General features: G+C 38.1%; 11 protein-coding genes. All 11 read right to left on the bottom strand.

Translation table 11 applies throughout. The features are described from left to right. Positions 1-112: 112 nt before the first annotated feature. The 11 genes from ACYQ35_RS04560 to ACYQ35_RS04510 all read right to left on the bottom strand — a co-directional run bounded on the left by ACYQ35_RS04560 (position 113) and on the right by ACYQ35_RS04510 (position 12,644). Positions 113-1,408 (bottom strand): Gfo/Idh/MocA family protein, encoded by a 1,296-nt coding sequence (locus tag ACYQ35_RS04560; protein WP_009757448.1) that lies wholly within the window; start codon positions 1,406-1,408, stop codon positions 113-115. Between the two features lie 75 nt (positions 1,409-1,483). Next, on the bottom strand, positions 1,484-2,014 hold the full coding sequence (locus ACYQ35_RS04555; RefSeq protein WP_009757449.1) for a DUF4340 domain-containing protein: 531 nt from the start codon (positions 2,012-2,014) through the stop codon (positions 1,484-1,486). Between the two features lie 4 nt (positions 2,015-2,018). Further along, on the bottom strand, positions 2,019-3,401 hold the full coding sequence (locus tag ACYQ35_RS04550; protein WP_459830743.1) for a Gldg family protein: 1,383 nt from the start codon (positions 3,399-3,401) through the stop codon (positions 2,019-2,021). A 12-nt stretch (positions 3,402-3,413) separates the two neighbouring features. After that, on the bottom strand, positions 3,414-4,280 hold the full coding sequence (locus ACYQ35_RS04545) for an ABC transporter permease (protein WP_459830741.1): 867 nt from the start codon (positions 4,278-4,280) through the stop codon (positions 3,414-3,416). Beyond that, positions 4,264-5,247, bottom strand: a complete 984-nt coding sequence (locus ACYQ35_RS04540; RefSeq protein ID WP_009757452.1) for an ABC transporter ATP-binding protein — start codon at positions 5,245-5,247, stop codon at positions 4,264-4,266. Before ACYQ35_RS04540 ends, ACYQ35_RS04545 begins: the two co-directional genes overlap by 17 nt. A gap of 188 nt (positions 5,248-5,435) precedes the next feature. Further along, the gene (locus tag ACYQ35_RS04535) at positions 5,436-6,203 is read right to left on the bottom strand and encodes a transposase (protein ID WP_009757453.1); all 768 of its coding nucleotides are present in this window, start codon (positions 6,201-6,203) and stop codon (positions 5,436-5,438) included. A gap of 135 nt (positions 6,204-6,338) precedes the next feature. Continuing rightward, positions 6,339-7,727 (bottom strand): glycine--tRNA ligase, encoded by a 1,389-nt coding sequence (locus tag ACYQ35_RS04530; RefSeq protein ID WP_459830738.1) that lies wholly within the window; start codon positions 7,725-7,727, stop codon positions 6,339-6,341. 136 nt (positions 7,728-7,863) lie between these two features. After that, positions 7,864-8,610 carry a DNA repair protein RecO gene (recO, locus tag ACYQ35_RS04525; protein WP_459830736.1) on the bottom strand — a complete coding sequence of 249 codons (747 nt, stop codon included), beginning with the start codon at positions 8,608-8,610 and terminating at the stop codon, positions 7,864-7,866. Next, positions 8,546-8,710: a hypothetical protein gene (locus ACYQ35_RS04520; RefSeq protein WP_459830734.1), complete on the bottom strand. Its 165-nt coding sequence runs from the start codon at positions 8,708-8,710 to the stop codon at positions 8,546-8,548. Before ACYQ35_RS04520 ends, recO begins: the two co-directional genes overlap by 65 nt. 90 nt (positions 8,711-8,800) lie before the next feature. After that, positions 8,801-9,697, bottom strand: a complete 897-nt coding sequence (gene era, locus ACYQ35_RS04515) for a GTPase Era (RefSeq protein ID WP_009757456.1) — start codon at positions 9,695-9,697, stop codon at positions 8,801-8,803. 22 nt (positions 9,698-9,719) lie between these two features. Then, positions 9,720-12,644: an insulinase family protein gene (locus ACYQ35_RS04510; protein WP_459830731.1), complete on the bottom strand. Its 2,925-nt coding sequence runs from the start codon at positions 12,642-12,644 to the stop codon at positions 9,720-9,722. Positions 12,645-12,758: the final 114 nt, after the last annotated feature.

Below are 12,758 nucleotides of genomic sequence, written 5' to 3'. Positions count from 1 at the left end.
TAATAAAAAGGTTTTCTTCTTATTATTAACATATTGCAATACGATAATCTATCGCACATATATTTTATACGGTTTGTCAAGGTTCGTCAAGGTCTTTTCGACAGAAAACTATTTATTTCCCGTTTCTGTATTTGTCCAAAAAAATCACCTTTCCGCCATTTATTCTGGACTCCTCTGCCGCCAATGCACAATAGTGACTTTCCACTGATTGTTCTACGGAAGTTGTCCGTTTTGTAGCCCCTGTTTCATTTATCAGCATATCTAAAAATTCTTCCACCATTCTGTTATCCCCACCGCCATGTCCGGAAAAATCCGTGGCGATTTTAGAGATGTCAATTACCTCTGTGTCTTTCTGTCCAAATACCGTTATTTTGATTGTATTTTCCGTCATATCTGCGATAATTTCACCTTTTGTCCCCATAAACTTTGCATATCTGCTTCCCGTGGCGGTAAATCCGCACATTGTATGGCTGATTGTAGTCCCGTCCGTCATTTTCATATTCACAATCTGATGGTCAACTACATTATTATCGCAATGATACACACACCGTCCATATGGCCCTGTTTTTATCGCTTCCGTAATGGTTTCCACACTAGGGTGCAGCGTCAATACATCTAACGGCCATTCCGTATATCCTGTCTTTGCACCAATCTTATGGTGTTCCAAATAAATTTTCTCCGCATCATACGGACAGTCTTCCCTTGCTTTACAGCCGTCCATACAGCGAAGCGCCGCCCCTTTAGGTGCACATTCTTCTTTAAATAAATATGTGTCACCAAATGAAGAAACGGACTCACATGTCTTCCCCGTCAGCCAAAGAAGTAAATCCATATCATGACAGCACTTCTGTAAAATCATCGGACTTGTCGTCTCCGAATTTCTCCAATTGCCACGCACAAAACTGTGTGCCTGATGCCAATATCCCACATTTTCAATGGACATTACCGAAACAATATCACCGATAACTCCCGTATCCAAAATGTCTTTTAACTTAGAATAGATTGGGGTGTAGCGAAGAACATGACACACAATTACCTGTCTGTTGTATTCTTTCGCTACTTTTACAATTTCCCTGCACTCTTCCGGTTTCGGCGAAATCGGTTTTTCAAGTAAAAGGTGATACCCTTTTTTCAATGCCGGGATCGCCTGCTCTACATGCTGCTTATCCTGCGTGGTTATAAACATAATATCTGCCAGTTTGTCCTGCGCGATCAATTCCTCTGCACTGGAAAAACACATTTCTTCCGGTATATGATATTCTTTTGCCACCTCTTGTACTTTTGCAGGATCAATATCCGCAATCGCCACGATTTCCATTTTATCCGGAAATAATTTTGCTGTCGGTGCATATGTATCTTTCCCTCTGCTGCCAAGACCTGCAAGTGCCACTTTCATCTTTTTATTCATAGTCTTCCTCCCTGTCCTTTTGATAGTTTTTATTATATTCCTTTCATCTCGGACAGGCAACGAAAATATCATCTTCTATTCTTCCGTACTTTTCATCTGTTCCAAATCGTACTGCAATGTCTGGACAACTTCTCCCGGGATTAAATATACTTTCTTTTTTTCTCCCATTGTAAAATAATAATTTTCTCCCGCTCCGTTTCCTATATAGCATACTATCTGTTTTCCGTCCTTATCCGTCAAGGTTACGGTATATGTCGGATTATCCAAACCATAGTCTGAAAGTTCATCTCCGCCTTTCAGTTCACGTACCGCCTGCAAATCGGAAAACGCTTCCGCAATTGCCGTCACATAACTTTGTGTCAGTTTTGTTTTATCATCTCCTTCCACGTACCATGTATCTTCTTTTTTCTCAAATCGCAATTCACTGCCGTCCTTTGTATAGGACAATTTCTTCCAGTCGTTGCCCTTTACCAAAGTAATTTTGCTTTTTTCTTTCTCCAAATCGTCTTTTTCCTTCTGTACTTTCTGCCAATGCCCGATTCCAAAATAAACGCCAATTAGTAGAATTAAAATTCCAAGTAATATCCATAACGATTTCTTTTTCATTTCTTTACGCCTTTCTTCGTTTCCAGCATCTTGAAGCACCGATAATTAAAATACATGCCGGTATTCCAAAAATAGCAAGCAGACTGAATGCTCCTGCATGCCGGACGGTATTGTAAGTCACTTCCAGACTTTTTGGTTTAACAGATACATTTTCCACATCATCAAAATTACTTGTCACGGCATTTACAAACAAGGTCAGATTTTCCGTATTGCAAAACATTTCCGTTAAGTTCGAGTCAATCATCGTGCTTGCACCGATAACGGTAAGTCTTCCCTTTGTCTCACTGTCCTCCGCAACCGCACCCAGTATGTACGTTCCCTCTTTTTGTTCTTTCTCCGTCACTGCATATGCTTTTTCCGAAGTTGTCATGAAACTGTCAACACTCACATTTTCACTTGCCGGAGTAGTTTCCGTAAATCCTACCGAATTTACAAGCAATACCGTTTCAGACGAAATATCATTTGCCATCTTTCCTGAAACGGAAAGATTCGGGATTAAGTAATAATAATTCCCCTGATAAGACCGCTCCGTATCGGCAATATACCCCTCCGCCTGCTGTAAACCGTATTCTTTCAACAGATTTTTCAAATTCGGTGTATCCGCATCTGCCCCACCGGACATAAACAATACTTTTCCGCCTTCTTTTAAATATGCCGAAAGTGTTTTCTGCTCATCTGCCGTGATATCTGTAGTCGGTGCATAGATAAAAATCAAATCACAGTCTTCCGGTATCTCTTTTTTCATCATTAAATTCAGTTCATTTACGCTGATATTTGATTTTCCAAGAAGAGCCGACACCTCCGTTGACAGCGTACTCTCTCCGTGTCCCGCAAGGCGATACACCGTTTTATTTACCGTACTTGTCACATAATTCACCGCACTTGTCAACTGCCCTTCCGCATCAAACTCTTTTTCCTGCATTGTCCCGCTATAATAGGACATTTCATCATACACAATAATATCCGTAAACGGAATCACAATACTTCTTTCTGTTTCTTTACATTGCACAACAATACTATTTTCTTCCCCGTCATATTTATCCAAAGCACTTGGGTGTAAAACAGGATCCACATATTCTACATCAATCTTATCAGATAAGGCGGCATATTTTTTTACAAAAGTTTTGATTCTGTCGTCCACAGACTTTTTCTCCGCCAAAATCGTAAATGTAATCTCTTTATCCAGTTCTTTCAATACTTTTTTACTTGTATTTGTAATTTCATATAATTGATTTCCACTGACATCAATAGTCTTCGCACTCGACGGCAGTTTTCCCGCCAGCATATTTACCACAATCGCTATCGCTATAACAACAGCCGTCAGCGCCATACTGTATGTACCTTTTTTAGTATGTACGCTCTTAAACAATTCTTTTATTTTCTGCATATCTGTTTCCTCCTAATTCCAACGTCTTTTCTGTATTGTCTGCATTGTCAGAAAAACAAATACAAAAATAAGAGAAATATATAGTATCAGACTTCCTATATCCAGCAGATGATTAAACACAATATTTTCAAACCCTTCCGTCAGAAGAACTTTTTTAAGTAACTCTGCCAGTCTATTTTCAAACCATGTCTTTTTCAAAACATATCCTGCAATCGTTATCCCAAATCCAACTATTCCCAGTCCACCGCCAATTACCCAGTTCTTTGTATTTCTATAGACAATACAAGAAAGCAGTGCGATGAGGACAAGAATCCCTGCCAGATTTCCTACAGCCGAAGTAGGCAGATATGCCAAAAGCGCATCTCCCAAATACATCACCAGAAGAACTCCAAAAGTGCTCAGCAATGCAATAACCGGACTTTCCGTCAGAGCAGAAATTACCATTCCGATGGCGATATAAACACAGCCCATAACAAAAAAAGTAAAAATCCCTGCATAATCAATCAGAAAATTTGCTTTCCCCTGACTTTTAATAATAATCGGAAAAGCCATAAAAATAAGATTCGGAACAAAAAAAACTGTCGTCATGGCAAAATATTTTCCTAAAACGACTGACAGTACACTGACCGGTGATGTCAAAAGCAACTGATCCGTCTTGTTCTTCCTCTCCTCCGCAAAACATCTCATAGTTAAAATCGGTATGCTCAAAATGAAAATAAAACCTGCTCCGTACAGTGCATAGGAAAAATATGGGTACCCCATATTCAAGTTATATACCATAAAATATATTCCGGTAAAAATAATAATCGCGGCGATAAACACATACCCCGTCATTGAGTCGAAATAGGATTTCAATTCCCTCTTATAAATCGCTTTCATCTTCCAATTCCTCCTCTTCTACAATTGCTTCATGTTTTTCCTCTTCCGTCAATTCTAAAAATACATCTTCCAAAGAAACCTTCTGTCTTGTTATCTCCACAAGCGGACATTCGTTTTTTGAAAAGGCAAAGAAAACTTCTTCCCGAATATCTCTTCCATTCTCAATTTCAATATCCACTTCCACAAATTCTCCCCGTTGTTTACACTCTATATGTTCAATATACTCCACTTTTTCTAAAATATTTTCCACTCTTCCAACTTCATCTGCCTTTGCCACAAGATGAAGCATTTCTGTTCCGCTTATCCTCTTTTCAAGATTCTCCGGTGTATCACTTGCCACCAACTTTCCATTGGAAATGATCATAATATAATCACATACTTCCCGCACTTCTGCCAATATATGCGAACTCAAAATAACAGTATGCTCTTTTGCCAGTTCCCGAATCAATTCTCGAATTTCAATAATCTGTTTTGGATCCAGCCCCACCGTAGGCTCATCTAAAATAATAATCTCCGGAAATCCTAAAATTGCCTGTGCAAGTCCGACACGCTGTTTATACCCTTTGGATAAATTTTTAATCAGGCGCATCTCCACCTCTTCCAGTTTTACAAGTTCCACAACTTTATTAATCTGCTCATTTCTCTCGGATTTAGGAATCTTTTTCAAATCTGACACAAAACAAAGATACTCCAAAACTGTCATATCCGTGTATAGCGGTGGAATTTCAGGCAAATACCCTATGCTCTTCTTTGCTGCTTCAGGTTCTTCTAAAATGTTATGTCCGTTAACAATCACCTCCCCTTCTGTCGCTCCTAAATATCCTGTCATAATGTTCATTGTCGTAGATTTTCCCGCACCGTTTGGTCCAAGAAAGCCATAGATTTCCCCCTTATTCACGGTAAAACTCAAATGGTCCACTGCTAAATACTCTCCGTATTTCTTTACCAGATTTTTTACCTCAATCATTGCCTGCTACCTCCTGCAAAATACTTTCGTTGTCCATTCTAACAATAATTGGAAAAAATTCTGTGATGATTGTATGTAGTTTTTGTGAACACCTTGTGTTTGGGGACGTAGTTTTTTTACATTTCACTACGTCCCCAAACACAAAATCCCCTGTCCCTTTTTACAGAATCCCCCGTCCCTTTTTACTACTACTCACCAATAATCTTTTTCTTTACAAACAAATATAGGTTCTCACTCCTTGTGGAAGAAATTTTCATTTTATCAATTAACCTTTCCTTATACTCTTCGCGCAAGGATTTTTCCTCTATAATTTCTTCTATTTTGGATAAATTCTTTTCCATTTTCATTTGTTCCAAAATATTTAAAGCAATTTCCTGCCTTTGCAAATGCATATCTTCTTTTACATCATCTATAACTACATATTGCTTTTTATTATGAAAATTCACAACATCTTCCCACTCTTCAAATTTTCTTTGAAATATAGTCAATGCGTTTTCATGCAATATATCATTTTTTAATAATTGATATTCGCCTATACTACTATATTTGTACTGTAAATAAGTATTTTCATTATGACATTTCATCGGATTTAAATGAATGTAGCGCACACAATTCCAAAAATATCGTTCACTTTCAATGCATTCGCTTTTAAACCGATTTTGGAAAACGTGTCCGTTTCTGTTATGTTTATAATTATAATATTCTGCGTATTTTGCCAGACATTTGGCCATGAATGCGGCTAAAACAGCCATATCGGATTTGATAATTAGATGTACATGATTAGACATAATACAGTATGCATAAATTTCCACTTCATCTTCTTTAAGATATTCTCGTAAAATTCTTTTAAAATAAAGTTTTTCACGCGTTTGATTAAAAATTCTCTCTTTATTTATTCCTTTTGCTATCACATGATAAAATCCGGTAGCACTTTTTCTTCTTCGTTGACGCGGCATATTTCACCTTCCCTTTTATTATTCATTTAGGGACGGGGTATTCTGTAAAAAGGGACAGGGTATTTCTCATTTGGGGACGTAGTCAAATCGCAAATGACTACGTCCCCAAATGAATCACCAAATGAATCAAATAAACTAAAACTCAAACTTCTTCTCAAAATATGCTTTTAAGTCTTCAATTTTAATTCTTTCCTGCTCCATCGTATCACGGTCACGAACCGTAACTGCTCCGTCTTCCTGAGAATCAAAATCATACGTTACACAGAACGGTGTTCCGATTTCGTCCTGACGGCGATAACGTTTTCCGATGTTTCCTCTGTCATCGAATTCACAGTTGTATGTTTTTGATAATTCAGCAAATACTTTTTCCGCACCTTCGTTTAATTTCTTAGAAAGCGGCAATACACCGATTTTAATTGGCGCTAATGCCGGGTGGAAGTGCATTACAGTACGCACATCTCCGCCTTCCAATTCTTCCTCATCGTAAGCGCTGCAAAGGAATGCCAATACCATACGGTCTGCTCCAAGAGAAGGTTCGATAACGTATGGGATATATTTTTCTTTCTTTTCATCATCAAAATATGTCATATCCTGTTTTGACACTTCCTGATGCTGAGATAAATCGTAATCCGTTCTATCAGCAATTCCCCATAATTCTCCCCAGCCGAATGGGAATAAGAACTCTACGTCTGTTGTCGCTTTGCTGTAGAAACAAAGTTCTTCCGGAGAATGGTCTCTCGCACGCACTTCATCTTCTTTTAATCCTAGTGAATATAACCAGTCTAAACAGAATTTTTTCCAGTATGCAAACCATTCAAGGTCTGTTCCCGGTTCACAGAAGAATTCTAATTCCATCTGTTCAAATTCTCTTGTTCTGAAAGTGAAGTTACCCGGAGTGATTTCGTTACGGAATGATTTACCAATCTGTCCGATTCCGAATGGGATTTTCTTTCTTGATGTACGCTGTACGTTTTTAAAGTTTACAAAAATTCCCTGTGCTGTTTCCGGACGTAAATATACTGTATTTTTTGCATCTTCCGTAACACCCTGGAATGTTTTGAACATTAAGTTAAACTGACGGATTTCCGTAAAATTATGTTTTTTACAAGTTGGACATGGAACTTCGTGTTCTGCAATCCACGCTTCCATCTGCTCTTTTGACCATGCATCTACACTTTCTGTCAGTTCAATTCCGTTTTCTGCCGCAAAGTCTTCAATTAATTTGTCAGCGCGGAATCTTTCTTTACATTCTTTACAGTCCATTAAAGGATCGCTGAATCCGCCCAAATGTCCTGAGGCAACCCATGTCTGCGGATTCATCAGGATAGCACAGTCAACACCTACGTTATATGGATTTTCCTGAATAAATTTCTTCCACCATGCTCTTTTTACGTTGTTTTTTAATTCTACACCGAGATTACCGTAATCCCATGTATTTGCCAGTCCCCCGTAAATTTCTGAACCTGGATATACAAATCCTCTCGATTTTGCTACTGCTACAATTTTTTCCATTGTCTTTTCCATTCGTTTTCTCTCCTTCACATTTTATTTTTAACTTACAGATACATAAATTTTTCCGTAACAAATGTCTTTTCTATGTAATTTATAGATTTTATAAATTGTTAATTATTATACAGTTTTTCTATAAACTTGTAAATGTCTACTTTAGGCAAATTTCCAATATCTCCAAAGATTTGAAAGTTTTATCCACATAAAAAGAAAGGTATCCTGATACAATTTTTTTCAATTTTTTCAGTACATTTTCCGATACCGTAAATGTATATAACTTCTCAATTGATGAGCCTGCAATGTATTGCATGGCATACAGTGTGGACGTGTCGATTTCCACCGCGTCTTTTACCTCATTTATACAGTTCTTACAAATGATGCCTCCCTGTCTTACACTAAATACAACCGGAGCATCTGCGCTTCCGCATTTTACACATTGGAATACTTGCGGTCCCTCTCCATTGATATAAACTGCCTTTAATTCATAAATACACCGTATTAATTCATTAGAAATATTTTTTTTCGTTAATGCCCTAAACGTCTGATACAGTAATTTTAGCATCTGCGTCTCATCATTTTGCTCTCTTGTATAATATTCTGCAAATTCCATAAAATAGAACCCGTAATATGTAGCCTCCATATCATTTTTCAGTTCCTGAAAATAATTGGAAATATGAACCTGCATAATATTATAAGAGTTTCTTCCTTCATATAACGTAAATTCTCCAAAGCAAAAAGGACTTACGGCACCTCCAAATTGGCTGTTCGGTCTTCTTGCCCCTTTTGCAAATGCTGAAATCCGCCCTTTTTCCTTTGTCAGAATCACAACTCTTTTATCGTACTCCCCTATCGGAGTCACTGACAGCACAATACCTGTCACTATCACCGGCTGATTCACGATTGTATTCCCCTGTCTTTTCCACTCTGCTTTCACAGTATTCTAAATAGTCCTCAATTTTTCCCGACTTGGAAAATTTATCCCATGCCGTAAGTTCCATCGAATCACCTCTTCTTCTGTTTCTTTACTTTTAGGTTCTCCGATTAAACTTGCTCTATACTATCAAAAAACTTCCAACATTTCCAAAATATTATTCATCTTTTGTATAGCCAAAGTTCTTAATGAGGAAGTCGCTGTCTCTCCAGTCTTTTTTCACTTTTACCCACAGTTTTAAATTCACCTGCATTTCCAGCATTTTTTCTATTTCATAGCGGGCGTTTGTGCCAATCTTTTTCAGCATGCTTCCCTGTTTTCCAATGATAATTCCTTTGTGGGAATCTCTCTCACAAATGATTGTCGCCTCAATCTCCACAATCTTTCTTTTAAACTGCATTTTTTCAATGGAAACCGCAATCCCGTGCGGAATTTCTTCGTTTAATGCGTGCAATGCTTTTTCGCGGATAATCTCTGCAACAATCTGCCTCTGTGGCTGGTCTGTCACCGTGTCTTCATCATAGAACTGTGGTCCGTAAGGAAGATATTGAAATAAAACTTTCAGTAATTCCTCCGTATTTTCTCCATTTTTTGCCGAAACCGGAACGATTGCCGCAAAATCATAGATTTTCTGATACGCATCAATAAAAGCAAATACTTCGTCTTTTTTTACCATATCCACTTTATTGATAACGAGAATAACAGGTGTTTTTACTCTTTTCAGTTGTTCTGCAATGTGTTTTTCTCCTGCGCCGATAAATGTGGACGGCTCTACGAGCCAAAGTACAACGTCCACCTCATTTAACGTGCGTTCCGCCACATTTACCATATATTCTCCCAGTTTGTTCTTTGCCTTATGAATTCCCGGAGTATCCACAAACACAACCTGTCCCTGCTCCGTTGTCAGCACAGTTTGTATTCTGTTTCTTGTCGTCTGCGGTTTATTTGATGTAATTGCAATTTTCTGTCCTATCAAATAATTCATCAATGTTGATTTACCAACATTTGGTCTTCCGATTAAGGTTACAAACCCTGATTTATAATCTGCTCTCATGCTTACCTCTCTTTTTGTATTTTTAAAATAAATCTTTTGTCTCATCAAACAGCGTTTTCTGTTCCTCGATCTTTTCCTCACTTCCGATAACGCAGAGTTGATTTGCCTTAAGCACCGCATCAACTACATCGGCAAGTTTGCGAATGTCTTCCTGAGTTGCATCTAATATTTCTTTTCTTTCTTTTTCTATCATCTCTTTCGAGACATGGTTCATGTAAAGATTTAATGAACGGTCACCTTTTGCCGCCGGATTCATCGGCTGGTCAATATTGCTGATTGTTCCGATAATGTATTTTGTCATATCTCTGTCAGACACATCGAATTGACGAAGATATTGCGTAATGCCTTCATAGATTTCGTTCGTCTTCTCCAGATTCGGATCACGGTAAGATACGAAATATCCGTCTCCCAAGCGGTTGAAACTGCTCATACAGCCGTATGCTCCGCCTTTTACCCTGACATTTTGCCATAAATAGTCATAACTTAAAATAACTTTCAGAATATGAAGCGCTCCCGTATAATCCACACCCTGGTCAATGAAATTTCCCGCTCTCGCCACATACTGTACTTTTGACGATGTTTTAAATCCTTCATTCTTTTTCTCACACTGAAGAATACACGGTACACTCTCCACTGTTTCTTTATACAAATCTGTCTTCAAATCTGCAATCAGTTTTTCCATATCCGCAAGCCCCTCTTCTGATGCCGTGTAACTTATCATCATATTTTCGGCTCTGAAAAGCATTTTGCACAACTTCTGCAGATTTTGAATCAGTTCCTCTTTTTTCTCCTCAAAATGTTCACAAATATCGTTTACCGTCTGATAAAATCCGATTCCATTTGTAATGTCTTTAAATTTTGCCAGCGGTGAAGCGTAAGACATTGCGCGCAGAGCCGATGTCGTATGCCCTGCTGATTGAAAACGCATCTGTAATCTTGATTTTGTTATATCCAAAATCTCTTTCAGACGTTTCTCGTCATCTAATTTAGAATTTACCAAAATCTCTTTCATCATGGCAAATGCAGTCGGTAATTTATCATATAACGCCTTTGCCTTCATCTCGAAAGTGGCTTTGAATTCTTTTTCCTTTACTTTTGTCACATTCGGATACATTTCCAGTGAAGTGCCGATTCCCCCCGTATGGACATTGATTTCATTGAACAATTCCCCATACTCATAATTTTTTGTATCAATAATCCCCAGAACAGACTGTAAAATGCCTACATAAGGTAACAGTTCTGCCGGAACCACTGACAGATCAAACAATAAATCTACATAACCGATTCCGTTTGTTTCAATATTATGATATACCATCAATGTATCGTCATAATATTTCTCCTCATTATAAATCGGTGCGATTTCTCTAGAAATATCCTCTCTCTCCAGTACCGGAATCGTCTTTAACTCTTCTTCCGTGGACGGCTCTTCCTGATATGCGATTAACTGTGCCGTTCTCTCCACAAGCCTGTCCACTTCTTCTTTTGAAAGGCTCGCTTTATATGCCTGCAGTTTTTCGTCCAATTCTTTTTCCAATCTGGCAGTACGCCCTTTCTCCGCCTTTACAACCACGATAGATGCGTGTGTATTATCCAACAGATATTTCTGAATGAGTTGTTCAAAATAGTTTGTGTTTACCTGTTCTTTTAAAAACTTAAATGTTTCAATGGCATCTAAGTGAATGAATGGTTTTTCATCATCATACAGCCAACTGTCAAAAATCTGAAGCCCGTACATAAGCCCTTTCGGGAAATTTCCAAAATCGGCTTCCCGATAGCGGAATTCATGATAATTAATTCCGGCTTCAATCGCTTTTTTATCCATGCCGTTTTCCACAATGGATTTCAGCGTGTCCTCAATTACGGAAATAAACTCCTCTTTCTGCTCCTGATTTGCATTTTTTGCCACGATGGAAAGTACGGGCTGATAAATTCCGTTATCATACGAACCCATAATGTCTTTTCCGATTCCCGCATCTACAAGCGCCTTTTTAAGCGGTGCTCCCGGTGCGGAGAGAAGTGCGTAGTCCAATATTTCAAATGCTAAGTATAAATTTCTGTCTAAACTTGTTCCGATAACTTTATTATAAGATAAATACGTATTGTCTTCCTCAGACTCATTACTTGAAACAGAGTACGCTATTTCCACTTCTTTTCTCTCAGCAAACGCTTCCTGTTTCTGAATCTTTGAATCAATTTCCATGGCATCGAAATGACTTAAATATTCCTTATCAAGCCATTCCAGTTTTTCCGTCATATCCATATCCCCATACAGATAGATATAACTGTTGGACGGGTGATAGTATTTTCTGTGAAAATCCAAAAATTGCTCGTATGTGAGTTCAGGAATCACTTCCGGATCCCCTCCCGACTCATTTCTGTACGATGTGTCCGGGAATAATGAATTCAATACAACTCTGTCCAACACTCCTTCCGGAGAAGAAAAAGCGCCTTTCATCTCATTATATACAACGCCATTGTACTCTAATTTTGCGTCCGCACTGTCCAGTTTATAACTCCAGCCTTCCTGACGGAAAATTTCATCATGTTCATAAATATTTGGATAGAACACTGCGTCCATATATACATGCATCAGATTCTGAAAATCTTTATCGTTGCAACTTGCAATCGGATATACCGTTTTATCCGGATATGTCATTGCGTTTAAAAATGTATTTAAGGAACCTTTCACCAATTCGACAAACGGGTCTTTTGACGGGAACCGCTTTGAACCACACAGAACCGAATGTTCCAAAATATGAGGTAATCCGGTGCTGTCTTTTGGCGGTGTACGGAATCCGATGGAAAACACTTTATTCTCGTCATCATTTGAAAGCAGCACAACTTTTGCACCGCTTTTCTTATGTTTTAATATATAGCCTTCTGACTGTAAATCTTTCAGATGATGTTCCTGAATCAATTCATATGTTGTCAATTCCTGTAACTTCATATATTTCTTCTCTCCTATTTTATTTTCATTCTTTTACATTTTTGCCAATTTAGTCTATTATAACACCTTTTCTATAAAAAAAGAAGTTCGTCGCAGTAGTTTAAGACAAAGAAA

The organism is Faecalimonas hominis (assembly GCF_054660755.1).
The sequence above is the reverse complement of the archived record's forward strand: the minus strand, read 5'-3'. Positions and strand labels throughout refer to the sequence as shown.